The 26,311-nt window shown below is 71.0% G+C and carries 17 protein-coding genes; 12 read left to right on the top strand and 5 right to left on the bottom strand.

Annotated elements, in window-relative coordinates:
* Positions 1 to 4 precede the first annotated feature (4 nt).
* Together AABA78_RS00910 and AABA78_RS00905 are read right to left on the bottom strand one after the other, a co-directional pair.
* A complete protein-coding gene (locus tag AABA78_RS00910) occupies positions 5 to 571 on the bottom strand; it encodes a hypothetical protein (protein ID WP_338261183.1) in 567 nt (188 codons plus the stop codon).
* Between the two features lie 90 nt (positions 572 to 661).
* Positions 662 to 1,888, bottom strand: a complete 1,227-nt coding sequence (locus AABA78_RS00905; RefSeq protein ID WP_338261181.1) for a heparin lyase I family protein — start codon at positions 1,886 to 1,888, stop codon at positions 662 to 664.
* A gap of 620 nt (positions 1,889 to 2,508) precedes the next feature.
* On the opposite strand from AABA78_RS00905, the gene AABA78_RS00900 reads away from it, so the two are divergent.
* Positions 2,509 to 4,302: a sigma 54-interacting transcriptional regulator gene (locus AABA78_RS00900; protein ID WP_338261180.1), complete on the top strand. Its 1,794-nt coding sequence runs from the start codon at positions 2,509 to 2,511 to the stop codon at positions 4,300 to 4,302.
* 24 nt (positions 4,303 to 4,326) lie between these two features.
* Here AABA78_RS00900 and AABA78_RS00895 read toward each other — a convergent pair whose 3' ends face one another.
* Positions 4,327 to 5,679: an alpha/beta fold hydrolase gene (locus AABA78_RS00895; protein ID WP_338261178.1), complete on the bottom strand. Its 1,353-nt coding sequence runs from the start codon at positions 5,677 to 5,679 to the stop codon at positions 4,327 to 4,329.
* Between the two features lie 464 nt (positions 5,680 to 6,143).
* On the opposite strand from AABA78_RS00895, the gene AABA78_RS00890 reads away from it, so the two are divergent.
* Positions 6,144 to 6,860, top strand: a complete 717-nt coding sequence (locus AABA78_RS00890; protein ID WP_338261176.1) for a class I SAM-dependent DNA methyltransferase — start codon at positions 6,144 to 6,146, stop codon at positions 6,858 to 6,860.
* A gap of 12 nt (positions 6,861 to 6,872) precedes the next feature.
* Complete coding sequence (locus tag AABA78_RS00885) at positions 6,873 to 7,706, top strand: ThiF family adenylyltransferase (protein WP_338261175.1); 834 nt, start codon at positions 6,873 to 6,875, stop codon at positions 7,704 to 7,706.
* Between the two features lie 67 nt (positions 7,707 to 7,773).
* Here the strand turns inward: AABA78_RS00885 and AABA78_RS00880 are convergent, their stop codons facing one another.
* Together AABA78_RS00880 and AABA78_RS00875 are read right to left on the bottom strand one after the other, a co-directional pair.
* Positions 7,774 to 8,226 (bottom strand): DofA protein, encoded by a 453-nt coding sequence (locus AABA78_RS00880; RefSeq protein ID WP_120530077.1) that lies wholly within the window; start codon positions 8,224 to 8,226, stop codon positions 7,774 to 7,776.
* A gap of 370 nt (positions 8,227 to 8,596) precedes the next feature.
* Positions 8,597 to 11,155 carry an acylase gene (locus AABA78_RS00875; protein WP_338261174.1) on the bottom strand — a complete coding sequence of 853 codons (2,559 nt, stop codon included), beginning with the start codon at positions 11,153 to 11,155 and terminating at the stop codon, positions 8,597 to 8,599.
* Between the two features lie 140 nt (positions 11,156 to 11,295).
* Here AABA78_RS00875 and AABA78_RS00870 point away from each other — a divergent pair, with 140 nt between their 5' ends.
* From AABA78_RS00870 to AABA78_RS00830, 9 genes are all read left to right on the top strand, one after another.
* Positions 11,296 to 11,949, top strand: a complete 654-nt coding sequence (locus tag AABA78_RS00870) for a CDP-alcohol phosphatidyltransferase family protein (protein WP_338261173.1) — start codon at positions 11,296 to 11,298, stop codon at positions 11,947 to 11,949.
* A 207-nt stretch (positions 11,950 to 12,156) separates the two neighbouring features.
* Entirely contained in the window at positions 12,157 to 15,111 is a 2,955-nt protein-coding gene (locus AABA78_RS00865) for a choice-of-anchor D domain-containing protein (protein WP_338261172.1), read from the top strand.
* Between the two features lie 205 nt (positions 15,112 to 15,316).
* Complete coding sequence (locus tag AABA78_RS00860) at positions 15,317 to 15,625, top strand: hypothetical protein (protein WP_338261171.1); 309 nt, start codon at positions 15,317 to 15,319, stop codon at positions 15,623 to 15,625.
* A gap of 160 nt (positions 15,626 to 15,785) precedes the next feature.
* A complete protein-coding gene (locus AABA78_RS00855) occupies positions 15,786 to 18,527 on the top strand; it encodes a serine/threonine-protein kinase (protein WP_440588502.1) in 2,742 nt (913 codons plus the stop codon).
* Positions 18,528 to 18,547: 20 nt separating this feature from the next.
* The gene (locus tag AABA78_RS00850; RefSeq protein ID WP_338261168.1) at positions 18,548 to 20,419 is read left to right on the top strand and encodes a serine/threonine protein kinase; all 1,872 of its coding nucleotides are present in this window, start codon (positions 18,548 to 18,550) and stop codon (positions 20,417 to 20,419) included.
* Between the two features lie 151 nt (positions 20,420 to 20,570).
* Positions 20,571 to 21,095 (top strand): MerR family transcriptional regulator, encoded by a 525-nt coding sequence (locus AABA78_RS00845; protein WP_120525521.1) that lies wholly within the window; start codon positions 20,571 to 20,573, stop codon positions 21,093 to 21,095.
* Positions 21,096 to 21,152: 57 nt separating this feature from the next.
* Positions 21,153 to 21,644, top strand: a complete 492-nt coding sequence (locus AABA78_RS00840) for a sigma factor-like helix-turn-helix DNA-binding protein (protein ID WP_171420595.1) — start codon at positions 21,153 to 21,155, stop codon at positions 21,642 to 21,644.
* Positions 21,645 to 21,750: 106 nt separating this feature from the next.
* On the top strand, positions 21,751 to 23,295 hold the full coding sequence (gene purH / locus AABA78_RS00835; protein ID WP_338261166.1) for a bifunctional phosphoribosylaminoimidazolecarboxamide formyltransferase/IMP cyclohydrolase: 1,545 nt from the start codon (positions 21,751 to 21,753) through the stop codon (positions 23,293 to 23,295).
* Positions 23,296 to 23,299: 4 nt separating this feature from the next.
* On the top strand, positions 23,300 to 26,311 hold the full coding sequence (locus AABA78_RS00830) for a zinc-ribbon domain-containing protein (RefSeq protein ID WP_338261165.1): 3,012 nt from the start codon (positions 23,300 to 23,302) through the stop codon (positions 26,309 to 26,311).

Below are 26,311 nucleotides of genomic sequence, written 5' to 3'. Positions count from 1 at the left end.
GGCGCTAGAAGCGCGGGCCCCGGAGGACCTGGGGCCGGGGGCCCAGGTCGATGACGCCGCGGTCGTCGCCGTCGGAGCCCGTGGTGGGCTCGAAGAGCATGCTCACCGCCACCAGCGAGCCCAGCACCACCGCGCCGATGGTGCCCGTCAGCAGCAGCGTCTTGCCCAGGCTGAACTCGCGCAGCCGGGCGTGGTCCACCTCCGTCAGGGGCACCACGAGCGCGGGCGCGGCCGCGCCGGAGGAGGAGCCCTCCAGCGGCACGCCCCGGAAGCGGTCGGCGTCCACGCCCACCTCGATGAAGCGCTGGAACTCCGCGTCCGCCTGGGCGGAGACCCGCGCCAGCGCCAGCGGCGTGTCCGAGGTGAAGTGGTGCGCCTTGCCCTCCACGTCCAGCACCGTGCGCCGGCGGTCGTTGGGGCGGTTGAGCATCACGTCACCCAGCTCCCGCAGCAGCGCCGCGTTGTCGTCCTTGAAGCCATCCAGCCGCGCGAGCTGCGGCTTGGGAATGGCATAGGTCGTGGTGCAGGACGCCAGCAGGGTGACGGCGGTCAGCGCGGCGCACAGGCGCATGAGACGGCTCCTCGGAATGGGCGGTGAAAGCCTATCCCGGGGCGTGCCCCGGCGACTACCGGGGGACTACCGGGGCACGTGGCCGGTGTCTCACTTCAGCTGGTAGTTGGCGTCCAGCACGTCCGCCTTCGTGCGGCCCATCACCCAGCCGTCGTGGTAGACGACGCCCACCGGCGCGACGGTGTCGTTCCGGTACAGGCCGATCTTCAGGTAGTTGAGCATCCCGGAGTACTGCGTCGCGATGTAGCGCTTGGGCAGCACCAGGTTGCCGTCGTAGTACAGCTCCACGAAGCCCACGGTGGCGTTGGGCGACCACTTCACGTGGAAGATGAAGTCATGCCACGCGTTGCGCACCAGCGGCGTCTTCCAGACGATGACGCCCGGGTCCCCGCCGATGTTGAGCCGCATCTCCTCGCCGTAGACGTAGAACTCCACCGGCGGTGAGCCGCAGCAGCCGTCGTGGTGCCACTGGGTGAACAGCTGCCACGTGTTCACGCTGGGGAAGTCCGGCGCGAAGCGCGTGCTCCAGCGGTACCAGTACTCGGAGCCCGCCGGCTCCTTCGTCTGCTTGAAGAGCTCGTTGCGGTTGCCGCTGGAGTTGATGGGGTCGTCGCCCTGCTTCACCGTGGCCTTGAGCGCGAAGCCGCCCTCGCGCAGCGGCGACGCGACGACCTGCAGCCGGTCCGCGGACATCATCTGCGTGCCGTCCCACTGGCTGCGGTCGCCGGACTCGAAGTCGCCGCGCCACACGATGCCGCCGGGGGTCGGGGGGGGGGGCGTCGTCGTGCCGGCGCAGGGGCGCGCCTCCGCGATGCTGGCCCAGTCGTTGAGGGTGTTGCCCTGCACGCTGATGCGCACCCGGCGCGCGCTCACCGGCGTGAAGGTGTACGTCTCCGCGGCGGTCGTCGTGCCCTTGCTCTTGCCGCTGTACACCTGCGTGTAGGTGTAGCCGTCCGGCGACACGGAGATGGTGAACGTGTTCACCCGCGTGTCGCCCTGGTGCCAGGCCACCGCCATCGCGCCCAGGCCCTTGGTGGCGCCCAGGTCGTAGTCGATCCACTGGCCCTTGCCCAGGCTGCTCCAGCGCGTGGTGAGCTGGTCATCCAGCGTGTTCGCCGCGACGCTGCCGGTGCCGTCGTCGCCGCTGGCCTTCACGCTGCTGGGGGTCAGCTGCGTGCAGCTGGTGGTGGTGAGGTCCTCGCCGGAGGACTCGAGCGCCGGCGGGCGGTCCGCGTCCGGAAGGGAACCGTCCGGAGCGCCACAGCCGACGGCGCCCAGGACGAACAACGTTTCAACCAGGAGGAGGGTTTTCTTCAAGGGGTGGCCCAGGGGGAAAGGACAGGCAGTGAAAAGCCATGCTCCCAGGACAGGAGACGGGGCATGGCCGGGGAATGTCTGGCTTTACGGCGGGGCAGTCCCCTCTCGTGCTCCCGGACCTGTGCGACAGGGCCGTGTCAACGGGAGGAGAAAGACAGCATGACGTGTGTTGGTGTTGCTCCGTCCGGCAGCCGGGGAAAGGCTGCCGTGCTCCAAGGTGACAATCCGAATAGCGAAGTTTTATTTCGAACACAAGCGACGTTGAGCCCGCTTACCTGCTGGGCAGGTTCGTATTCAAAAGACAGACATCAATTTCAGACGGCCCGGTTGGAATCCTTCAACCCACCGGCAGGGGCGATACAGCCCGTCGCGTGGGACGCGTACCACCGGAGCGCGGGGCCGTTGACGCCGCGGGTTGTGGTGCGGTGTGGGAACGCGCGCGACCCCGTTCGGGCAGGGCATTTCGGACCCGTGTCCAGTTGCGACGTGGACGGGAGACACCCCCTTTGCCGCCGACTTGCGATGACGGAAGAATCAGGCAGAACCCGTCCTGAAATGTCCGTGGACTTCCAGGAAGCCCGCCGCGCCGCGGCCATGAGGCCGGTCGAGTGACGCACCCCATGACGCGCCCCTCTTCCGAGCAGGTGCCTCGGAGCGAGCGCAAGCCGCTGTACGTGAAGGTGGTGACCCAGCCGGCGCTGCATGGCTGCTGGTCCGTGAACATCAGCGAGACGGGCATCGGGCTCATCGCCACGCCGCGCCGGCCGTCGGAGGGCCCGCACGAGAACGAGCCGGTGGAGATGGCCTTCTCGCTGCCGGACACGGGCGCCCACGTGCGGGTGCACGGCGTGGTGCGCTGGCGCCATGACACCGCGGGCGGCGGGGGCACCGTCGCGGCGCTGGGCATCAGCTTCGGCGCCTTCGACGCGGCGGATGGCGTGAAGCTGGCGCGCTACCTGTCCACGTCCCACCTGCAGGTGGTGGCCGCCTTCGCCTCGGAGGACGAGTCCCGCGCGGTGCGCCAGGCCCTGGACGGCGTGGCCACGCCGCACTTCGCGGGGACCGCGGAGGACGTGCACGCGCTGCTCACGCGCGGTGACATGGCGGCGCTCCTGGTGTGTGGCCAGGACGAGTCGCGGGCGCTCGCGCTGGTGGAGTCCCTGGCGGAGCTGCGCGCGGAGGTGGACCCCACGGGGGCGGGGCCGCCCAGCGACCTGGCCTCGCGCATCGTCTACTGCGCCCCGGCGGCCCCGGAGCGGCTGGTGGCCCTCTTCAACACCGGCCGCATCTACCGGGCCCTGGGAGCGTGGCCGGACCCGGACGCCATGCGCGAGGCGGTGCTCCAGGCGGGGCGCGAGCACGGCTTTCGCACGGAGCAGTGGCGCATGGCGCTGGAGCTGGAGCGCAACCTCCTGCGCGAGCGCGCGCTGGCCCAGGCCCCGGTGGGGGGCCCGGGCCGCCACGCGGAGGACGTGGGCTTCCGCAGCCCTCCCATGCAGCGGGTGATGGAGATGGTGCGCCTGGTGGCCCCCCACCGGGTGGCGGTGCTGCTGCAGGGCGAGACGGGCACCGGCAAGGAGGTGCTGGCGCGCATCCTCCACCGGCTCTCCGGCCGGGGGGACCTGCCGCTCGTCGTGCAGGACTGCGGCGCGCTCACGGAGACGCTGCTGGAGAGCGAGCTCTTCGGCCACGTGAAGGGGGCCTTCACCGGCGCGGTGTCGGACCACCCGGGCCTCTTCGTGCTGGCCAACGGCGGCACCATCTTCCTGGACGAGATTGAGAACACCACGCCCAACCTCCAGGCGAAGCTCTTGCGCGTGCTGGAGACGGGCGACATCCGCCCGGTGGGCGGCACCCAGGTGCGCCACGTGGACGTGCGCGTGGTGGCCGCGAGCAACCGGGACCTGGGCGAGGAGGTGCGCACCGGCCGCTTCCGCGCGGACCTCTTCTACCGGCTCAACAGCTTCACCATCGACATCCCGCCCCTGCGCGAGCGCCCGGAGGACATCCCGGAGCTGGCGCGCGCGTTCGTGGAGCAGTTCAACCGCACCCTCAAGCGCTCCGCCACGGGCGTGGCCCCGGACGCGGACGAGGTGCTGCACGGCTACGGCTGGCCGGGCAACGTGCGAGAGCTGCGCAACGTGGTGGAGCGGGCGGTGCTCCTGTCCCGGCCCGGGGAGATGCTCACCCGGCGCCTGCTGCCACCCGCGCTCCTCACCAACGCCGTGCCCCGCGCGGACCCCACGGGGGACGGCTCGCTCCGGGCCCGGCTCCACCAGGTGGAGCGCGAGCTCATCCGCGAGGCCCTGGAGCGCCACGGCGGCGTCCTGCGCCGCGCGGCCGTGGCCCTGGGCATGGACCCCGTGACGCTGGGCCGCAGGGCCCGGCGCCACGGGCTGTGGAAGGCGGAGTAGCCCCCGCCGTCCGCCGCGCCCTCTTCAGTGCGCCCGCAGCCACTGGAGGATGGGCTGCCACACACGCACGCGCGCGTCCCGGGCCAGGAACAGGTCCGCGTGGCCGAAGTCCTGCGCGCGCTCCCCCTCGGGCCGGCTGCGCACGATGAGGCGCGTGACGTCCGTGCTGCCCAGGAGGCGCGTGGAGTACTCCCCGTAGCGCCCCACGCCGCCCGCCGCGCCCACGTACAGCACCGGCACCTTCACGTCCTGCAGGTGGTCGTCGAAGGGCACGTCCAGGCCGCACAGCTGCGCCTCCGTCTCCACCACCTCGTTGAAGCTCTGGTAGGGCACGGCGAGTTGGAGGTAGTCGAACAGGGTGGGCTCCGGCGTGAAGGCCGTCTTCACGGGCAGCCCCGAGGCGTCCGGGACGCTGCCCGCCAGGTGGTAGCCCGGCACGATCGGCTGGAGCTTGAACGGCCTGAGGAGGGTCGCGGTGTCCCCGGCGGCGATGACGGCGAGCTGCCGGTTGGTGGGCTTGGGCTGCTCCACGAACCCCGGCGCCAGCAGGGAGAGGCCGTTGGGATCCTTGGCCGCCGCCAACCCCAGCTGCCGCACCGGAATCCCCGGCGCGGGCCCCAGCAGGCCGCCTTCCTTGCGGCCCATGGTGCGGTCCGCGTTCAGCAGCTCGTACCGCGCGCAGGCCCACTCCTGCTGCTGGGCCGCGTCCGGCCCGAAGCGCACCGGCATGTCCATGGGCACGAAGCCGTCCACCCGGCGCAGCGCGCGCGGCCGCTGCGACTCCGCGTCCAGGTACGCGTACCCGATGGTGGCGCCCCGGCTCCAGCCCATCAGGAACATCCGGTCATTGCCGCCGTTGCCGGACAGCCGCCGCACGACGTCCGCCAGCGCCAGGCCCGTGCCCACGTCCTTCGCGTGCGTCTGGATGCTCCAGGCCGCCATGAACTCGAAGTCCATCTCCTCCTCCGGCACGCCCACCCACCGCAGGTCCAGGCCCCACACGTCCACGTCCTGGCTGGCCAGGAACGCCGCCAGCGAGCGGTCCTCCGGCATCGTGGACACGCACGTGTTGGTGAGGAACGCGGGCGCGAAGCCCCACAGGTCCCCGTGCACCAGGAACACCGCCCGGCTGCTGCGCGCCGGAATCCAGGGGCGGGCCTCGCGCACCACCCGGTGCACGCCGATGACGTCGTACTTCCCCGTCCCCACCCGCACCTTCCAGGTGTAGTGCGCCAGCCCGCCGCCCAGCGCCTCCCGCTTCACGCTGGAGGCGGTCAGGCCCGCCGACACCAGCGAACGCGTCCACCGCTCCACCTGCGACGTCTCTTCATGCGCGTCCCCCGGATTCGCGCGCAGCACCACGAACAACGCCAGCATCACACACAGGCTCCACGTCCTACGCATACCGACCTCGACTCGCATGAGGGTCCCCCACACAGACAAGCGCCTGGGACTGACATCCGGCGCCCCGATACAGGCCTCCCCAGGAGCACCTTCCGCGCCAGCACCCAAGTCATTGATTTTGTTGATGTTGCCCCGCAGGGCAGGCTTCACCCGTGAAGGCCACCGGAAGCAGCTCCCGGCATCCTTCGAGTGAAGAAACGCAGGACGCCGCGTCCTTCAATGCTGAGACATGCGCACCACGGGTGGTGCGAGACCTTTCCGACTCAACGGACACCCCTCCGGCCCGCCAGGGTGTATTTGTTCACTCAATCCAACACATACATCTGAAACAGGCAAGTCCTGGATGGTAGGGGAAGACGGCGGGGCAATCGCCCGAGGGGGGGAGGACGGGGGACAACACCAGGTCTCACCCTGACTCCCCGCGAGGGGGAGGACCCATGCCCGAGACCGTCTTTGTCGACAACATCTGGAACGACTTCGCGCACAGCTACGATCAGATGATCCCCGAGCTGCCCTGCTACCAGCGGCAGCGCGAGAAGATCCTCCGCGACACCCGGGAGCGCGCCTACGTCATCGACGCGGGGTGCGGCACGGGGCTGGTGAGCGAGCCGCTGGTGCGCCGGGGACAGCGCGTCGTCGGCTTCGACAACAACGAGGCCATGCTGGCCCTGGCGGTGCGCCGCCGCGCGAAGGAGCCGGAGGCGGTGCGCGCCCGCTGGACGCTCTTGCCGGGGGACGTGACGCGCTTCCCCGGGGAGGTGGAGCAGGGCGCGGACGCGGTGGTGATGAACAACGTCCTCTTCTACGTGAGGGATCCGGAGGCCGTGCTGCGCCAGGCCTGGACGTACCTGAAGCCCGGCGGCGTGCTGTGCATGACGAGCAACAAGCGCCCCCGGCCCGACCTGGAGAAGGTGCTGAAGAACTCCATCCGGGAATGGGAGTCCCAGGGACGGTGGACGGAGGCGCTCCAGCGCGCGGTGAACCACCACCGCACCTGTGCCCAGAAGCTCACCACGGACCCCAACGAGATGGTCACCTTCCTGGACACGGACCAGGCGGTGCGCCTCTTGGAGAAGGTGGGCTTCAGCCAGGCGCTGGTGGCCGACGGCGACGACTACTACGGCGAGAACTTCTACGTCTGCATGCGCAAGTAGGGAGCCCTTCCAATGACGAACGTGAACCCCCGTTTCCAGCGCAACCTGGGCGTCCTCCACCCGCAGACGATGGACAAGCTCGCCAGCACCCACGTGCTCGTCGCCGGCGTGGGCGGCGCCGGCGGCCAGTGCGCGGTGGACCTGGCGCGGCTGGGCTTCGGCTGCCTGACGCTCGCGGACTTCGACGTCTACGAGCGCCACAACATCAACCGGCAGATTGGCTGCTTCGAAAGCACCCTGGGCCAGCACAAGGTGGACGTGGTGGAGCGCATGTGCCGGGACATCCACCCGGACCTGCGCGTGCACAAGGCGAAGGAGGGCATCACCGACGACAACGTGGCGGACGTGCTCAAGGGCCTGGGCGGCCTGCCGCCGGTGGACTACGTGGTGGAGGTCATCGACATCGCGGGCGCGCGCGCCAAGGAGTCGCTCCACCAGACGTGCCGGCAGCTGGGCATCCCCATCATGACCGGGCTGATGCTGGGCTTCGGGGCCGCGCTCCACGTCTTCCAGCCGGACGCGCCGCTCTACGAGGAGCTCTTCATCCTCCCGGACGGCCGCATCGACCTGCCCAAAATCATCCCGCACCTGGGCAGCTACATGCTCCAGGAGTACATGGACGCCTGCTACCAGGGAAAGGGCCACGCCCCCACGTGCGTGATTGGCGCCACCACCGCCGCGGGGCTGATGGTGAGTGAAATCATGCGGGGCGTGATGCTGGGGACCCGCTCGATGGTGTCCTGGCCCGAGTACCTCTACGTGGACCTCTTCGACCACCGCTACGTGCGCGGCTCCGTCAGCGCCGCCCGTCCGGGCCGGCCGGTGGGGCAGGGCGCCCGGGGCTGAGAGAAGCCCGCGCGCTACCTTCCGGGGCCGGGGGCCCTTTGACAGGGCCCCCGAATCCCCCCGGGGACTACATCACCACGCCGCGCGACCGCGCTTCGTTCACCACCTGCGTGCCATCCACGCCCAGCCGCCGGGCGATGAAGCCCGCCGCCCCGTCCGCGTTCTTGTGCACGCGGATGAACTGGTCGTCATACGTCCGCGTGACGATGAGCATCCCCGACACGATGACGCGCTGGAGGTTGTGCTGCAGCTCGTTGCCTTCGATGATGACGTGGATCTCCGAGAACAGCGCCCGCGCGTCCGACAGCATGTTGGACAGGTGCCGGCGCTGCTCGCTGTTCGGGACCGCGGACTTCGCTCCGGCGATGGTGACGAGCACCAGCGGCTGCTGCTGGTGCTGCTGGTAGGCGGCCTGCATCTTCTGGAACACCGCTTGAATCTCTTCCGGCGTCGGTGGAGCGTCCCAGCGCAGGAAGAACACCTTGTCGATGACGTCTGTCTTGTAGACCGGAAGTGCCATGGCGTTCGCGACTCCTTCGTGTCGGACCCAGCGGCCGTCCCGGTCGGTACGCGTCCGGGCGTTCTCCCTGGGCCTGGGGGACATCCTGCGCTTCAGCCGCGGTCAAGAAACTAGCCCCGAAGGCTGACATTCTTGAGACGACACATCCTGTCTCCTCTGACGGCGTCACGGACTGTGTGTTCGCCTCCAAGGTCCCCTGGGATGTCCGCTGGCGGATGCTGAACCCAGACGCCAGGGCCGCCGCCCCTGTCTGGCCATTCCACTGGCAATGACATCTTTCAACGACGACTCCCTGTGAAAACAAGAAGGCCCCGGGAGCACGGCGGCTCCCGGGGCCTTCCTGAGGCTTCAGGCTGTCAGACGGTGGGGACTACCCGCCGGAGACGGTGGTCTCCACCGCGCTCGTGTCGCCGGCAATCTGCGCGTCCGTGAAGAGGATGGGGCGCCACTTCTTCTGGGAGAACAGCAGGGTCTGGTCCGCGTAGTGCGGCGACTTCGGGTCGCCGGACTGGCTGTAGGTCAGCACGGCGTTGGCGTTGGGGCCCGCGTCGGTGAACTGGAGCGCCATCACGAAGCTGCTGCCGTTGTTGATGGGGTAGCCCTCCTTCGCCAGCAGGGTGGTGCTGTTGAAGGTGGCGGAGTGGGGCTGGGAGAAGTCGAACAGCGTCGTCTTCGCGACGCCGAAGGACATGACGTTGGTGATGCCCTCGCGGCTCATGCCGCCCTGCAGGGGGATGGGGTTGCCCGTGCGGGTGGTGAACTGCACCGCGCCCAGCGGCTCGTCCACGAAGTTGCCGGAGCGGTTGATGGTGAAGACGGCCTGCGCCAGCTTCGTGAGCACCGGGTCGTCACCGGTGGCCGGGGCCGGGATCAGGGTGTTGGGCGTGGCGATGGGGTTGGCCGGGTCGAACGGGACGGAGAACAGCGCGCCCGCGTTGAACAGCTGCGAGCCGGGGTAGGCGCCCAGGAACTCACGGAAGACGAACGGGCCCTTCTGGTCCACGTCGTAGCGGCCGTTCCAGGCGGCCAGCACGGCGCAGGCCTGGCTGATGTCCACGGCGGTGTTGTTGTAGGTCACCGTCGTCTTGCCCGTGCAGCGCTCCACCAGCCCCGCGCGCAGCAGCTCCTCGAGGCTGCTGCGGTTGCTGAACACGGCCGCCTTCAGCTCCTCGAAGGTGAACTTGCCGTCCGCGCCGGAGGCGCCCGTCGCGGAGACCTCCGTGAGGACCTTGGCGTTCATGCGCGTGCGCGGCGACTGGGGCACGCCCTCCAGGCCGTGCAGCGGGGACTTCCCGGTGATGGGCGCGGCGGGGTTGGCCAGCCAGTAGCTGTCGTTCGCGTTGAAGACGAAGTCCTTGCGGTCCAGCTTCGGCACCTCCGCGAAGGGCACCAGGCCGGGGCTGCGCGAGCCCGGCACCACCTGCCACTCATTGGCCGGGTCGCTGCCGTTGAGCGCCACGAAGCCGAGGGCCTGGTAGATGAGGTAGGAGACGGTGAGGCCCGGCGTGTTCGCGTCGGTGAGCCACTTCTTGTACGCGTCCGGGGTGAGGTTGGGCGTGGGCGTGGCGTCCGTGTACCAGGCGTTGCCCTCCTTGTCGGCGTACATCGTGTTCACCCAGGGCAGGCCCTGCTGGGTGGCGTAGACGTCCTTGAACTCGGCCAGCGACTTGGCCTTGTTCATGCCGTGGAACTGGTCCAGGAACTTGGTGTTGTCGATGTTCGCGTCACGCAGCGTGAGCGCCGTCTTGGTGTTCCAGCCCAGCGAGCCCGGGGGGACGCCCGGCGGCAGGGACGAGTCCGGGATGGCCATCATCGGGCCGTAGTGGCTGAAGTACATCGTCTGCGTGTAGTTCGTCAGCGACCCCTCCGGCAGCTTCACCAGGATGGTGAAGGTCTTGGAGGTCATGGCGCGCTCTTCGTTGCCGTACTTGTAGGTCGTCGGCTTTCCGTCCACCAACTGCAGCTGGTAGATGGTCGCGCGCTGGCCGGCGGAGAACGTGTGCGTCCAGCCCAGGTTCTCATTGAAGCCGATGAGCACCGCCGGCACGCCCATGAGGCCCACGCCGTAGACGTTCATCTGGCCCGGCACCGTCAGCTGGCTCTCCCACAGGCGCAGCTCGCCTTCCCAGGGGAAGTGCGGGTTGGCCATCACCATGCCCTTGCCGTTGTCGGTGCGCTCGGCGCCAATGGCCCAGCCATTGCTGCCGAAGTCCGCCGTCTTCAGCTTCTGGAGCTCCTCCAGCGAAGGCATCTGGGGACGCAGCGCGGCCTGCTTCGGGTCCACGGCCTGCGCGCTCACGGTGGGAGGCGTGGCCACGGGGAGGGTGAGCGCCAGCGCGTTGATGCCCGCGATGAGCGTCAGGTCCGTGTTGTACGCCAGCAGCTCCACCGGGGTGATGGGGCGCACCCAGGGCGCGTTGGCGCACTCGGCGGGACGGGCCTCCGGGGCCGTGTCCTCCAGGTACTTGTTGTAGCCGGCCGCGTAGCCGGTGAGCATGTCCTGCACTTCCTGCGACAGCGTGGGGAAGGCCGTCTGCGCGCGCCCCATCACGTCCATGGCCAGGTACGCCAGGTCGGAGCCCACGTTCTTGTTGCCCGCGCCCTGGCCCAGGAAGCGGGCGCGCTCGCTGCGCACCTTCAGGACCTGGTCCGCCAGCGTGCAGACGTGGTCCTGCGCGAAGGCATAGCCCTGGCCGAAGCCCAGGCTGCCGTAGTTGTCCGCGGTGATGTGCGGGATGCCGAAGGAGGTGCGCTTGATCTTCGCCGTGTACTTCGGCGTCGACGGGGTCGGGCCCGGGTCGACAGGATCTTTGTCGTCACATCCGGCGACGAGCGCCAGGGATGCGAGAAGAGAGAGAGAAAGACGGCGGGTCCAGACAGCACGGGACCCTCCGCGAGGAGGAAGATTATCGGGGATGTGCTCGGGCATGGCGGCCCGGAGACTAGGAAGGTGGCGATTCGCTGGTCAATGTTTCTGGGATTTGACTTTTCCACGGAGCTGGAACGTGCGGATGCATTGCGTCGTGGGTTTGGGAAAGCCGGAAAGACGGTGTGTGTTACACGGGAGCCATGACGCCCGAGCCCTCGTCGCCGCCCGCGGCCCGCCGCCAGCGCCGCCACTTCTCCATGATTCGCACCTTCGTGCTGGCGGACTTCGTCACGCTCGGCAACGGCTTCGCCGGCGCGGGGGCCATCCTCGCGGCCATGCAGGCGCTGGCGACGGCCAACCCGCGCTGGCTGTGGGTGGCGTTCTGCCTGATGCCGGTGGCGCTGGTGATGGACGTGGCGGACGGCCGCATCGCGCGGTGGCGCTTCCGCAAGTCGCCGCTGGGCGCGGACCTGGACTCGCTGGCGGACGTCATCTCCTTTGGCATGGCGCCCGCGGCGCTGGCGTTCGCGGTGGGCCTGCGCGGCAACCTGGACGTGGCGGCGCTCCTCTACTTCGTCGCGTGCGGCATCAGCCGCCTGGCGCGCTTCAACGTCACCTCGGCGGAGCTGTCCGACGGCACCGGCAAGGTGAAGTACTTCGAGGGTACCCCCATCCCCACCAGCCTCTTGCTGGTGATGGTGCTGGCGGTGGCCACGTGGCAGGGCCGCATGGGTGACGCGCTGTGGGGCGGGGTGTGGAACCTGGGGCCACTCCAGCTGCACCCGCTGGCGCTGCTCTACGTGCTCAGCGGCAGCGCGATGATCAGCAAGACGTTGCGGATTCCGAAATTCTGAAGTCTTCCGCTGTCGTGGGCGGGGGTGTTGCCATCCAGTGGACGTTCTGGAGGGCAGTTCCACTGTTTTTCCCACGGTGAGGCGGTTGGCAGTCCCGGGGTGGGTGCCTAGCTTCGCCACCTGATCCGCGAGGGCCACACACGGATGGTGTGGCCAGGTCCGCGGCTTCAAGGCTTTTGGGCGAGGCGGGAGGGAAGGGTGGGTGCCATGACGGGGCGCTGGGGCCTGCTGGGGTTGGTGGTGGTGGGGCTGTTGTCGGGCTGCGCGGACCGGGAGCGCTCGTCGCTCGCGGACGGCCGGCTGACGGCGACGCCGGGCGGCATCGACTTCGCGCGGGTGGCGGTCTTCGACGCTCGTGAATCCACGTTGACGCTGCGCAACGTGGGCCGCGCGCGCATCACGGTGGACGAGGCCTGGGTGGAGGGGCCGGAGGGCGCCTACAAGGCGGAGTTCACCCATGAAGGACCGCACAGCCTGGTGCCGGGCAGCGAGTGCACGCTGAAGGTGCGCTTCGCGCCGCTGGCGCAGGGCGGGCTGCCCGCGGTGCTGGTGGTGCGCTCGGACACGCGCATCGAACCGCTGATGCGCATTCCGCTCAACGGCGCCGGCGTGGACGCGTGGGCCCGGGTGACGCCGCGCGCGCTGGACTTCGGCCGCATCGAGGCGGACTCCACCAAGACGCTGGGCGTGACGCTGGACAACCCCACCGAGCTGCCGGTGATGGTGACGCCCAAGCTGGTGGGCGCGGACAAGGATGAGTTCGTCGCGGCGCCCCTGACGGTGAACCCGGGCGAGCGCGTCGAACTGCCCGTCACCTTCAACCCGGTGCGCGTGGGCAAGAAGCAGATTGCCCTGGCCATCTCGCCCTGCAACGGGTGCGCGGACGTGCCGGTGCAGCTGACGGCGGAGGCGCTGGACCGCGCGGTGGTGGCGGAGCCGGAGGTGGTGGACTTCGGCGCGGTGCCGGTGGACCGCGACGCCGTCAAGGCCTCCAGCCTGCGCAACATCAGCACGGAGCCGGTGACGGTGACGTCGCTCATGCTGGACGGCACGGACGCGTCCTTCAGCCAGGCCAACACGGGCCTGCCGCTGGTGCTCCAGCCCGGCGAGGTGCGCGCCTTTGAGATCCGCTACAGCCCCGGCCACATGGGCCCGGCGACGGACCGCGCCGTCTACGCCGTGGTGAGCAAGCGCCACCCCACGCTGCCCGTGCCGCTGCGCGGCTTCGGCGGCGCGTCGGAGCTGTGCGTGTCGCCGCTGACGTACGACTTCGGCGAGCAGCCGCTGGGCTCCAAGGTGCGCGTGGTGGTGAACGTGAAGAACTGCGGCACGGACAACGCCGGGCCGCTCACCATCAACACGCTGGACTGGACGCCGGACGCAAGCGGCGCCCAGCTCCAGTTCAACCACAAGCCCATCGCGCTGCCGTTCACCCTGCCGGCCAACGGCGAGCTGAACCTGGAGGTCTTCTACGAGCCCACGCGCGAGGGCAGCGCGTCCGGCGCGCTGGTGATGACCACGAGCGCGTTCTCCGCGGCCACCGTGCAGCTGGACTTCTTCGGCCGCGCGAAGGCGCACGCGCCGTGTGATTTGACCGTGACTCCGCTGCTGGTGGACTTCGGCACGATTCCTCCGGGCCGCGGCGCGGTGCTGGGCGTGAAGCTGGAGAACAAGGGCACGGACCTGTGCCCCGTGAAGAACATCCGCATCGCCAACGACGGCGGCGGCGTGTTCAAGATGCCCGGCGGGGAGCTCTTCGGCGGCATCATCTACCCGGGGGACTGGTTCAGCTTCCAGGTGGCCTTCCAGGCGCCCTTCACCGGTGGCGGCTTCACGGGGGAGTTGCAGGTGGAGCAGTACAACCCGGTGACGCCGGTGCGGCAGGTGCCGCTCTTGGCGAACTCGCAGGAGACGTGCCTGGTGGCGTCGCCCTGGTACCTGGACTTCGGCCTGGGCCGCAAGGACTGCCGCCCCGCGCCGCGCGAGGTGAACTACCTCAACGCGTGCACCACGCCCATCACGGTGTCCAACGTCTTCATCGGGCCGGGCACGACGGACACGGAGTTCGAGCTGCTGGACCACCCGGCGCCGCCCGCGTTCCAGCTTGCGCCGGGCGAGTCCTTCACGGTGGGCGTGGACTACCTGGCGCAGGTGACGGGCATGAACCTGTCGCCGCTCTACGTGGACTCCAGCGACCTGCCCATCCCGCTGATGGTGCCGCTCATCGGTGAGTCGTCGAAGAAGACGGACAAGACGGACACCTTCGTGCAGCAGGACGTGAGCAAGGTGGACGTGCTGTTCGTCGTGGACAACACGGCCTCCATGGTGGAGGAGCACCCGAAGCTGGTGGCCGCCATTCCCGCCTTCGTGGACGCCGCGCGCAACAAGGCGGTGGACGTGAACATGGCGGTGACGACGACGGGCATCTCCGCGGTGTCCGGCGCGTGCCCGGGCGGCGCGCTGGGCGGCGAGGCCGGCCGCTTCTTCCCGGCGGACAACAGCCGTCAGCGCATCCTCACGCTGGGCACGCCCAACGTGACGCAGGTGCTCCAGCAGAACGTGCAGGTGGGCCAGTGCGCCCAGGTGGAGCAGGGCTTCGAGGCGATGCGCCGCGCGCTCACCTCGCCGCTGGTGAACAACGCGGATGATCCGCGCACGGCGCTGGCCAACGACGGCAACGCGGGCTTCCTGCGCGACTCCGCGGCGCTGGTGGTGGTGTTCGTGGGCGACGAGGACGACCACTCGCCGGACGCGGTCTCCACGTACGTGCAGTGGGCGCAGCAGCGCAAGGGGGAGAACCAGCCGCAGCGGGCCACGTTCTTCGCCATCGCGCCCACGAAGACGTCCTGCGCCACGGCGGGCGGCACCGGCACCCGGTACGCGGACGCGGCGGCCCAGACGGGTGGCGAGGTCCTCAACGTCTGCGCGGGGGACTACGCGCCGCTCCTCAAGCAGGTGGCCAGCAAGGCGTTCAGCGCGCAGGACCGCTTCCCGCTGAGCGAGGAGCCCGACGCGGGCACGGTGGTGGTGACCGTCAACGGCACCACGACCACCAGCGGGTGGAGCTACGACGCGGCGTCCAACAGCGTGGTGTTCACCACGGTGCCGCCGCCGGGCTCCAAGGTGGCCATCACCTACCGCCGCGCCTGCGCCAACGACTGAACGGTGGAGGAGCTGTGGGTGTGGACCCCGTGACGGGCCGGCCATCCGGCCCCGAACGGGGGTGTCAGACCCCGGTGCTACAGCACTGCATCTGCCTGTGCGGATGACCAGAAAATTGGAGGCGCTCCCTCGGTGTGTACCCTGCGGAGCGTCTGCACGCTGTTGCCCTGGAGGCGCTGTGAGCACCTGGACCCCTGATGAGCCCATGAAGTCCTCTCCGCGCGCCGGTGCGCCGGGACTGCGGGTCATCCGTGGAGAGGGCCAGCGCAAGCAGGAGCCGCTGGCGGACCGCAACGCGGTGGCGCGGGTGCTGATGGAAGCGGGCGCGGACCTGCTGCTCAAGCGCATCAGCACCGTGAGGGCGCAGGAGATCGAGCGCAAGGTGGACCGGGTGCTGGACCTGTTCGACCGGGTGGACGTGGCGCCGGTGCTGATGCCGGTGCTCAAGCGGCACCTGGATGAGCTGGAAGCGCTGATGCGGGAGACGCGCGAGGTCCGGGCCGTCCGCCGCTAGGGGCGCACGGACGGTGGAACCGGGAAAAACCCCAAGGGGATTCGATGTTTGATTCCCCTGGCCCGGCCGCTTACGCTTGGGGCCCGCCTCCACGCGTCCGGCCGTGTCCATCGAAACCTACGGCAGCTACCAGCTCCTGAAGCGCCTCGCCACGGGCGGCATGGCGCAGATCTACCTCGCGCGCCGGCCGGGTTCGGATGCTCCGGACAAGCTGCTGGTGCTCAAGCGGATCCTCCCGCACCTGTCGGAGAACGACGAGTTCGTCCGGATGTTCCTGGACGAGGCGCGGATCGCGGCCCGGCTGGCGCACCCCAACGTGGTGCAGATCTACGACCTGGGGGCGGAGGGGGACACGTTCTTCATCGCCATGGAGTACATCCATGGCGTGGACGCGCGCCGGCTCTGGAAGCGCTCGGAGACGGCGGGGCGTCCGCTGCCGGTTCCGCTGGTGTGCCGCATCCTCTTGGAAGCCTGCGCGGGGCTGGACTACGCGCACAAGAAGACGGACGCGACGGGGCGCCCGCTGGACATCGTGCACCGGGACGTGTCGCCGCAGAACATCCTGGTGACGTTCGACGGCGGCGTGAAGGTGGTGGACTTCGGCATCGCGAAGGCGGCGGATCAGGCCACCGTGACGCGCTCCGGGGTGCTCAAGGGCAAGTACTCGTACATGTCGCCGGAGCAGGCCGCGGGGCAGCGCGTGGACCGGCGCTCGGACGTGTTCGCGCTGGGCGTCGTGCTGCATGAGCTCTTGACGGGGGGACGGCTGTTCAAGCGTCCCAGCGACATGCTGACGCTGTCGGCGGTGGCGGAGTGCCACGTGCCGGTGCCGTCGCAGGTGGCGCCCCGGGTGCCGGTGGAACTGGACGCCATCGTGCTCAAGGCGCTCGCGAAGGAGCCGGACGCGCGCTACCAGCACGCGCAGGAGTTGCAGCGGGCGCTGGAGGGGTGGCTCGCGTCGCAGCCGCAGCCGTGCGGCACGACGGCGGACCTGGCCGCGTACATGCGAGAGCTGTTCGCGGACCGGCTGTCGGAGGAGGCGCGCTCCGGTGAGGTGCAGGTGACGGACGACGAGGCCGGTGCCGCGCCGCCGTCGCCCGCGCCGCGCCGTTCGGTGATGCGGCCGGCGACGCCCCATGGCCGCACGGAGAACGAGCCCACCACGACGCTGCGTCCGCCCCGGGCGAACCGTCCCAGTGGGAAGGTGGAGGCGCGCCGCGAGGACGCGGAGGCGGAGGGCGGGCGCTCGGAGAGCCGTGGGCCGGACACCCGTCCCGAGGGCCGCAACGCGGAGGCGCGGGTGGACGCGCGCAACGCGGAGCCCCGTGGCGATTCGCGGCCCGATGGACGCGGTGCCGTTCGCGCGGAGGCACGCGGTGAAGGCCGTCACCCGGAGGCGCACGCGGACGGACGCAACGTCGACACCCGGCCGGAGCCCCGCTCTGAAGTCCGCAACGTCGACCCCCGCGCCGATGCTCGCGCCGTCGACGCCCGGCCGGAGCCCCGCTCTGAAATCCGCAACGTCGACCCCCGCTCCGATGCCCGCGCCGCCGACGCCCGGCCGGAGCCACGAGGGACGGGGGCCCGGCGGGCGCTGGAGTCACCGCCCTCGCGGAGCATCCGTCCGGTCCGTCTGGAGGAGCCCTCCCTCCCGACGGTGACGGAGGAGGAGGACGGTCCCACGCTCGCGATGGTGGACACGCAGGGCAAGCTGTCCGGCGGCTTCCAGGTGGAGGAGGACGCGCCCACGCTCGCGATGGTGGACACGCAGGGCAAGCTGTCCGGCGGCTTCCAGGTGGAGGAGGACGCGCCCACGTTGGATCAGCGCCTGCTGGCGGCGCAGGCCCGGGAGGACGAGGACGACTCGACCCTGGACATGCGCGCCGTCTCCCGCGCGGACGTGGACGAAGGCCCCACGCAGGACATGCGCGCCGTGCCGCGCTCGGAGATCCCCGGCTTCCGCACGGGCATGTCCACCCCGTCCGGCGAGCACCGCGGCCACCGGCTCCCGGTGCCCGCGCCCCACGCGACCATCGAGGAGATGACCGCGTCCACCGCGCCGCGCTCCGTGTCCCGCGCGCCCGTGCCGAACGCCTGGGCGCCGCCGGCCCGCACCGGCACGGTCACCGAGCAGTCCGCGGTGGAGCCGCCGAAGCGCCGCGTGCTCCTGTATGGCGCCATCCTGCTCGTCGCGCTCCTGGTGGGCGTCGGCATCGTCTGGAGCCTGGGGCCTGGCGCGAGCGGCGTGCGCGTGGAGTCCGACCCCGTCGGCGCGCGCGTCGTGTTCGAGGACCGCGTGCTCCCGGAGCGCACGCCCCTGACGCTGCCCACGGTGAAGCCCGGCCGCTACTGGGTCGTGCTCGTGAAGGAGGGCTACCGCGAGCTGCGCACGCAGATCGTCATCCCGCCGTCCGGTCGGCTCGACGTGGGACCGCTGAAGCTCGTGCCCATGCAGTCGTCCGGAAAGCCCGCCACGGAGCCGCCCGCCACGGAGCCGCCGGCACCAACGACGCCGGAGCCTGGCGTGGGCCCCTCCGGCGTGGCCGCTCCCCGCGCGCCGGACGCCGCGGCCCCCGACGCGAAGCAGGCCCAGCAGACCGCTCGCGCCCAGGCTCCCGCGCCGGTGGTGAAAGCGACCGCGACCACGGTGGTGCCCGCCGCGGAGGTGCGTGAGCCCGCTCGCGCCGCGGATCGAGCCGCGTCCGTGAGCTTCGTGGTGACGCCGTGGGCGGAGGTGACGTGCAACGGACGCAAGCTGGGCGAGACGCCGTTCCAGCCGGTGGAGATGCACGTGGGTTCGTATGACTGCAAGTTCACCAACTCCGAGCTGAAGCGCACCCTCAGCCGCCGCATCGAGGTGCGCCCCATCGACCTCAACGTGGTGACGGTCAAGTTCGAGTAGGCGCGGCCTTGGATCCTTCCGTGACGCTCGAGGCAGGAACCCACGTCGGCAAGTACGTCGTGCGCCGCAAGCTCGCCGAAGGGGGCATGGCCGAAATCTTCCTGTGCACCGCGCGCGGGCCGGAGGGCTTCGAGAAGGAGGTCGTCATCAAGCGCGTGCGGGCGTTCCTCGCGAGCGACCCGGACTTCGTGCAGATGTTCATCGCGGAGGCGCGGCTGGCCTCGCGGCTCAACCACGCCAACGTGGTGCAGATCTTCGACTTCGACAAGCACGAGGACACCTACTACCTGGCGATGGAGTACGTGCGCGGCTGCTCGCTGTGGGAGCTGCGCAAGCGGAGCAAGGAGGCGATGACGCCGATGCCGCCCGTGCTGGTGGCGCACATCGGCGCGGAGGTCGCGCGCGGGCTGCACTACGCCCACCGCCTGCGGGTGAACGGCGAGCTGCTCAACCTGGTGCACCGGGACGTCACGCCCCACAACGTGCTCGTGTCCTACGACGGCGCGGTGAAGCTCACCGACTTCGGCATCGCGAAGGCGGGCAACAAGCTCACGAACCCCGGCGTGCTCAAGGGCAAGTTCGCGTACATGTCCCCCGAACAGGCCCGGGGCGAGAGCGTGGACGTGCGCACCGACGTGTTCGCGCTGGGCGTGGTGCTGTGGGAGCTGCTCACGGGCGGGCGGCTGTTCCAGGGCGACTCGGAGATCGCCGTCCTGCGCGCGGTGCAGGAGAGCACCATCGTGCCGCCCGCGCGGCTCAACCCGGACGTGCCGCCGGACCTGGACGCCGTCATCTGCCGCGCGCTGGAGCGCGACCTGTCGAAGCGCTTCCAGACGGCGGGAGAGCTGGAGCGCGCGCTGGCCCAGTGCGTGCTGAACCACGCCCGCTCCGTCGATGACACCGACGTGGGCGCGTTCGTCCGGAGGCTGTTCCCCGTCGCGGCCAGCAACCAGGCGCTGCCCGCGCTCCCGGAGCGGACGGCGCTGGAGGACGGCGCGCTGCCGCAGCCCGGCGCCGAGCCGCCGCCCCGCGAGCCCACGGCGGTGATGCCGTCGCGGGAACACGCCTCGGGCGCGAAGCGGAGCGGCTCGCCGGACGAGGACCGCCATGGGACGACGCTGGTGCTGTCGCATGACGACCGCGCCGCCGACGCCGCGAACGGACGTCCCCCCCAGCCCACGCCGCGGATGCCGCCGCAGTCGCTGGGAAGGGAGGCGCCGCTCGCGCCCCAGGGCAGGCGCGCCGGGTCCCGCGAGGTCCCCGCCGTGCTGGCCTCCCCATCCCACGACGGCGCCGGCGACCGCGAAGTCGAGACCGTCTCCGCCACCGAACCCGGGCCTGCCGTCGCGCCGAACCGCAAGCGCGCCCTGTGGGCCGGGGCCGCCGCGGTGGGGCTCGCGGGCGTCATGGGCGTCCTCGCCGTGGCCCGCTCCCATTCCGGCGCCCGGGACGCGGGGCAGGGGAGCCCGCCCGCACCCCAGGCCAGCGCCCCGGTGACGACCCCGCCTCCGGCCACCGCCACGGTGCCCCCGGCCACCGACGCCATCGACGCGGAGCTCGAAGGGCAGCGCCGCGAAGCCGCCCTCGCTTCGCCTCCGGCCACCGGACCTGCCGCCCCCGCCACGACCCCGGCGGCGGACACCGCCACGGCGCTGCCCGCCGCGGACCCGGCGAAGGCCATGGGCTCGCTCCAGGTGAAGGCCAACCCGTACGCCACCGTCTTCCTGAGCGGGAAGCGGCTCGGGGACGTGCAGGGCCGCGCGACCTACAAGCTTCCGGCCGGCACCTACACGCTGACCTTCCGGCACCCGTCCGGTGAGAAGACGTTCACCGTCGTCGTCCCCGCCAACGGCGCCGTGACGCAGGAGTTCCGCGCGCCCCGCGGCCGCTGAAGCCCCGCCGTTCCCCTCCCAGCCCCTGAAGCCACCGCATGCTGGCGCGGAGCGTCGGCCGGACGACGTCCGCCTGCCTGGCTGCGCGTCCTCCTTGACGGATGACGCGCGAATCTGGCAACTAAGGCATCCATTCAGTAGCCTCTATTCAATGGAATCGATGGACCTGCTCGCGCCCGACGAACTTGAGCGCATCGAGCGCGAGAACGCGGGGGGCCTTCCCGCGAACGCGATCCTGGAAATCTTCCGGCCCCGGGGCGTGAGGCTCTCGGAGGCGACGTTCCGGAAGTACGTCCAGGCCGGTCTGCTCCCCCGCAGCCGCCGTGTGGGCCGCAAGGGGAAGCACCAGGGCAGCCTGGGGCTCTACCCGGTGGAAGCGGTGCGGCGCATCAACGTCATCAAGAAGATGATGGCCGAAGGACACACCCTGGAGGACATCCGCCGCTCCTTCGTGTTCCACCGCAACCACATCGACCAGCTTCAGCGGGACCTGTCGGAGGTGCTGGACGGGTTCCAGGAGGAGCTGGGAGGACGGCCCCTGGGAGGAGAACGCAGGAGGTCACTCGAAGCCCAGTTGGCAACGCTCAGGCAACGGGCGCAGGATCTGGTCCGGGATGTCGCCCGGTTGGGCAGCGCCGTCACGGCGCGCGAAGACGAAACGCTCCGGCCACAATAGGATGCCCCCCAGGGTCCTGTTGAACCGGGTAGACTCCACACATCTGGAGGACGAAACATGTCGGAAGTGAAGCAGCTGCAGGAGGGCGAGGGGGGGACTGAGGAGGAGCAGCCCGCGGAACGCCGGCGCTCCAAGACCATGTCGCGCAAGGAGATGGCGCGCGACCTGCGCCGGCGCAGGCTGGCCGGCCAGCTGGACCCCGAGGAGACGGAGACGCTCAAGCTCGTGGACGAGCAGCGGCCGCGCACCCGCGCGGACTGCATCAACGGCCCGCGCCCGTGCCTCTTCGTGTCCTGCAAGCACAACCTCTACCTGGACGTGAACCCGGAGACGGGCTCCATCAAGCTCAACTTCCCGGACAAGGAAATCACGGAGCTGGAGCACACCTGCGCCCTGGACGTGGCGGAGAAGGGCGGCATCACCCTGGAGGAGGTGGGGGAGATCATGAACCTCACCCGCGAGCGCATCCGCCAGGTGGAGACGCGCGGCCTCATGAAGCTGCGCGAGGCCACGGAGGCCGAGCCTCCCGTGTCCGCTCGCAAGCCTTGAGGGCAGGGCACTGTTTCGCGCCGGGCCTGGGGTGACGTGTTGCGTTGACACCCCAGGGGGTGGTTGCTAGGACCCGCGCCACCCCCACCCATTGCGAGGCGCACACGTGCTGGCTCTCCTGAGCGTTTCCGACAAGCGCGGTCTGGTTCCCTTTGCCCAGGGCCTGGTCCGGCTGGGCTACCGGCTGCTCTCCACCGGCGGCACCCTGGAGGCCCTGAAGGCCGCCGGCATCCCCGCCACCCAGGTGTCCGAGCACACGCAGAGCCCCGAAATCCTTGGCGGCCGCGTGAAGACGCTCCACCCCCGCATCCACGGCGGCATCCTCGGCCGGCCCGACCTGGAGAGCGACCGGGCGGAGATGGCGAAGAACCACATCGAGCCCATCTCGCTGGTGGTGGTGAACCTCTACCCGTTCCGCCAGACGGTGGCGTCCGGCGCGGGCGAGGACGACGTCATCGAGAACATCGACATCGGCGGGCCGGCGATGGTCCGCGCGTCCGCGAAGAACTTCAAGCACGTGGCCATCGTGGTGGACCCGGACGACTACGCGCCGGTGCTCGCGGAGATTGAAGGCCAGAAGGGCGTGGGCCTGGAGACGCGGCGCCGGCTGATGCGCAAGGCGTTCGCGCACACGGCGGCCTACGACGCGTCCATCTCCGGGTGGCTCTCCGGCGAGGCCGAGGAGCCCTTCCCGCAGGAACTGTCGCTCGCGTTCCAGAAGGTGCAGGGGCTGCGCTACGGGGAGAACCCGCACCAGCGCGGCGCCTTCTACAAGGAATACGCCGCGCCCAAGGAGCCGTCCGTCGCCTTCGCCAAGGTGCTCCAGGGCAAGGAGCTCTCGTACAACAACATCCTGGACCTGGACGCGGCCCTGGGCCTGGTCCTGGAGTTCCCGGAGAAGCCCTGCGCGGTGGTCATCAAGCACAACACCCCGTGCGGCGTGGCGGTGGACGACGTGCTGGAGAAGGCCTACCGCACCGCCCGCGCGGTGGACGAGGTGAGCGCCTTCGGCGGCATCGTCGCCTTCAACCGCGAGGTGGACGCGGCCGTGGCCAGGGCCATGGCGGAGACGTTCCTGGAGGCGGTCATCGCGCCGTCGTACTCGGCCGAGGCGCTCCAGGTGCTGGCGGGCAAGAAGAACCTGCGCCTGCTGGAGGCGGGCCCCGCGCTGGCGTCCCCCACGGTGAAGCCGCGGCCCCAGGTGGACGCGCGCAGCGTGTCCGGCGGCATGCTGCTGATGGACCGCGACGCGGTGGAGCCGCCCCTGGAGTGGAAGGTGGTGTCCAAGCGCGCCCCCACGCCGGAGGAGGAGCGGGCCCTGCGCTTCGCCTGGAAGGTGTGCAAGCACGTGAAGAGCAACGCCATCGTCTTCGCGGCGCCGTCCCAGCTGCTGGCCCAGGGCGGGGGGCAGACGAACCGGGTGGACTCCGTGCGCATCGCGATGACGCGCGGTGGCGAGGCCCTCAAGGGCAGCGCCGTGGCCTCGGACGCCTTCTTCCCCTTCCGGGACGGCCTGGACGAGGCGGCCCGGGCGGGCGCGACGGCGGTCATCCAGCCGGGCGGTTCCGTCCGGGACCCGGAGGTGATCGCCGCGGCGGATGAACATGGGATGGCCATGGTGGTGACGGGAGTGCGACACTTCCGCCACTAACTTCATGCGCATCGTCTGCCAGAAATGCGCGGCGGCCTACGCGATCGACGACCGGTTGATCACGACCAAGGGCGTCCGCGCGCAGTGTCCCCGCTGCCGTCACCTCCAACTCGTGAAGCGGGACGCCTCGGCTGCGTCCGTGACGGCCCCCGCTGAAGGGGCCGCGCCTCCCGCCGCCGCCCCCGCGCCGCCCGTCGCGCGTGAGCCCCGGAGCAACCCGGCCGCCGCTCCAGCGCAGGCGGCGCCCCGGAACGTGCCCGCCGCGGCGAAGCCTCCGGAGGCGCAGGCCGCGCCGAAGGCGGCTCCGGCGTCGGACCTCTTCGGGGACTTCGGCGAGCTGCCGGAGCTGGGGCCACCGGGGAGCGTGGACCCGTTCGCGAACCTGGGCCCGCCCGCGTCGCGCGCCCCCGCGAGCCTGCCCGCGGATCCGTTCGCCAACCTGGGCCCGTCCTCGCCCAGGGCGAGCCCGGCCGCGAAGCCCGGTCCGCCGGTGCCCGACGCGCCCGGCGTCGCCGCTCCGTCCGCTCCGAAGATTCCGGACGACCCGCTGCTCGACTTCCTCGGGCCGGCGCCCGGGGGGCTGGAGCCGGAAGGGGCCGCGCCGCCGCCCGCCCGGGCCTCCTCCGCGCCCGCCGCCGGGGCCGTGTCGCTGGGCCGCATGTCCGCCCGCGCTCCGGCGCAGGCCGCCGCGCCCGCCGCGAAGTCGGAGACGAGCACGAACTGCCGCTCGTGCGGCAAGGCCCTGACGGATGCCTTCGACCAGGCCCTGGGCATCTGCGACGATTGCAAGCAGCGCGAGCCCGCGGCCGCCCGCGAGTCCTCCGTGGTGGTGGCGCCCGAGGTCGCGGCGCCTCCGCCTGCGAGCGGGGACCTGGAGCTGCCGATGATGAGCAGCCTGGACCCCGCAGCGGCCTCGTCCGGGGACGACCTGTCCGGGGGCGAGCTCCGGTCCGCGGGGGCCACGGCGCTGTCGCCGGACTCGCGCGTGAGCTCGGTGAAGCCCGCGCGCACCTCGCACATCACGGCCGCTCCGGTCCGCAGCGCCCAGCGCGGCGGCAGCGAAGGTGGCGGCCGCTCCGTCGTCGTCGGCCTGCTGGCGCTGGTGCTCCTCGGGGGCGGTGGCGCGGCGGGCTACTTCCTCGTGTACAAGCCCCAGCAGGAGAAGGCGGCCCGGGACGCGAAGCCCCCCGCTCCGGCCGCGGTGCCTCCGGAGGTGCTGGCCGCGGTGGGCCGGTGGAAGCTCCAGTTCCTGGAGCTGGAGGGCACCAGCGCGGAGCACCTGGCCGCGGGCCAGAAGCAGCTCGAGCTGGACCAGCGCGTCGCGTACACGGAAGCCGAGGAGTCCTTCCAGCAGGCGCTGCTGCTCAACCCCCGCAGCACGGATGCCATCGCCGGGTACGTGCAGGCGCTGGCGCTCGGACGCGGTCCGGGCATGGACGACAACTCCTTCCAGGAGGCGCGCGAGCTCATCCTGGCCGCGCAGGGCACGGCCGGGAAGACGCCCGCGCTGCTCGTCGCGCACGCGAACCTGCTGCTGGCGCGCTCGCGTCAGCCGGGCAACCTGGAGCAGGCGGCGCAGCTCGCCACTTCGGTGCTGGCGCAGCCGGAGGCCAGTGACGCCCACAAGGCGGAGGCGCACCTGGTGCTGGGGCGCTCGCAGGTGGCCACGTCGCGCGAGCTGGCGAACCAGGAGTTCGACGCCGCGCGGAAGCTGGCGCCGAACCTCAAGCGCGTGGACTACTACAGCGCGCTCGCCCACGAGCAGGCCGGTCAGTACGGGCTGGCGCTCAAGCAGCTCTCCCGCCGGATGGAGCTGGATCCGCAGGACTGGAACAGCCTGGAGGCCGCCGCCCGCATCTACGTGGAGGTCGGCGAGACGGGCCGCGCGCGCAAGCTGTACGAGGACCGGCTGAAGGCGAAGGCGGGCGACGTGCGCGCCTCCCTGGCGCTGGCGGTGCTGCGCTACCAGGCGGAGGGCAACGCGCGCGACGCGGTGCGCGCACTGAAGGACCTGACGAAGAGCGCGTCCCGCTACGGCCCGCGCGACGCCTCTGAAATCTGGAGCCACCTGGCCGCGGCGCAGCGCACGGCGGGCAACAACGCCGGCGCGTTGGACGCGGCGGCGGAGGCCCTGAAGGTGGTGCCGACGATGCCGGAGGCCCACCTGCAGGGGTTCCTGGTGGCGCTGGCGCAGAAGGACGTGGCCGCGGCCCGCGAGCACCTGAAGGGCTTCCAGGGCCGGCTGGAGGACGCCGCGCTGGAGAAGGTGCTGGAAGGGCGGATGCACCTGCTGGAGGGCGACGCGGCCGGAGCCCAGGAGCGCTTCCAGCAGGCGGTGCGGCTGGACGACCGCCGCATGGACGCGAAGCTGTTGGAGGGCGTGGCGGCGGCGAGCGCGAAGAAGCGCGACGAGGCCTTCCGCCTGTTCTACCCGGTGCTGGAGGCGCGCGACTGGGATCCGCTGCGGCTGGAGCCCCGGCCCGCGCTGTCGCGCTTCTGGCTGCGGCCGGGCGAAACGCTGGTGGGCGTGGAGAACGTGGTGAAGGCGCTGGGCGACCGCCCGGAGGACGTGCAGCCCCTGCTGTACGAGGCCCTGGTGCGCTTCCACCAGGGGGACCGGCAGACCGCGGAGCGGCTGCTGCACTCCGTGGTGGACGTGAACTCGAACAGCGGCAGTGCCCAGGCGTACCGGGCGCTCATCGCGCTGGACGCGAAGGGGCCGCAGGCGCGCGGGTTCGCCGAGCGCGCGGTGGGCCTCGAGCGGGGCCTGCCGGTGGCGCGCCTGTCGCTGGGGCTCGCGCAGGCGGCGGCCGGGGACGTGGCGGGGGCCATGCGCACGCTCCAGTCCGCGTTGGACGTGGCGCCGAAGCTGCTGTCCGCGCAGACGAAGCTGGCGGAGCTGCTGGTGGCGTCGAAGCCGAAGGAAGCGCGCGCGGTGCTGGAGAAGGTGGTGGGGCTGGACCCGTCCTACTTCCCGGCGAAGAAGCTGCTCTTCAAACTCGACGAGCGAGGTTGA

The organism is Corallococcus caeni (assembly GCF_036245865.1).
GTDB lineage: Bacteria > Myxococcota > Myxococcia > Myxococcales > Myxococcaceae > Corallococcus > Corallococcus caeni.
This window is presented reverse-complemented; position numbering and strand designations above follow the sequence as displayed.

Excerpts from the sequence above, each read along its gene's own strand:
- AABA78_RS00910 (WP_338261183.1), bottom strand. The coding sequence starts at position 571 with ATGCGCCTGTGCGCCGCGCTGACCGCCGTCACCCTGCTGGCGTCCTGC.
- AABA78_RS00900 (WP_338261180.1), top strand. The coding sequence starts at position 2,509 with ATGACGCGCCCCTCTTCCGAGCAGGTGCCTCGGAGCGAGCGCAAGCCG.
- AABA78_RS00895 (WP_338261178.1), bottom strand. The coding sequence starts at position 5,679 with ATGCTGGCGTTGTTCGTGGTGCTGCGCGCGAATCCGGGGGACGCGCAT.
- AABA78_RS00890 (WP_338261176.1), top strand. The coding sequence starts at position 6,144 with ATGCCCGAGACCGTCTTTGTCGACAACATCTGGAACGACTTCGCGCAC.
- AABA78_RS00885 (WP_338261175.1), top strand. The coding sequence starts at position 6,873 with ATGACGAACGTGAACCCCCGTTTCCAGCGCAACCTGGGCGTCCTCCAC.
- AABA78_RS00880 (WP_120530077.1), bottom strand. The coding sequence starts at position 8,226 with ATGGCACTTCCGGTCTACAAGACAGACGTCATCGACAAGGTGTTCTTC.
- AABA78_RS00875 (WP_338261174.1), bottom strand. The coding sequence starts at position 11,155 with ATGCCCGAGCACATCCCCGATAATCTTCCTCCTCGCGGAGGGTCCCGT.
- AABA78_RS00870 (WP_338261173.1), top strand. The coding sequence starts at position 11,296 with ATGACGCCCGAGCCCTCGTCGCCGCCCGCGGCCCGCCGCCAGCGCCGC.
- AABA78_RS00865 (WP_338261172.1), top strand. The coding sequence starts at position 12,157 with ATGACGGGGCGCTGGGGCCTGCTGGGGTTGGTGGTGGTGGGGCTGTTG.
- AABA78_RS00860 (WP_338261171.1), top strand. The coding sequence starts at position 15,317 with ATGAAGTCCTCTCCGCGCGCCGGTGCGCCGGGACTGCGGGTCATCCGT.
- AABA78_RS00855 (WP_440588502.1), top strand. The coding sequence starts at position 15,786 with ATGGCGCAGATCTACCTCGCGCGCCGGCCGGGTTCGGATGCTCCGGAC.
- AABA78_RS00845 (WP_120525521.1), top strand. The coding sequence starts at position 20,571 with ATGGAATCGATGGACCTGCTCGCGCCCGACGAACTTGAGCGCATCGAG.
- AABA78_RS00840 (WP_171420595.1), top strand. The coding sequence starts at position 21,153 with ATGTCGGAAGTGAAGCAGCTGCAGGAGGGCGAGGGGGGGACTGAGGAG.
- AABA78_RS00830 (WP_338261165.1), top strand. The coding sequence starts at position 23,300 with ATGCGCATCGTCTGCCAGAAATGCGCGGCGGCCTACGCGATCGACGAC.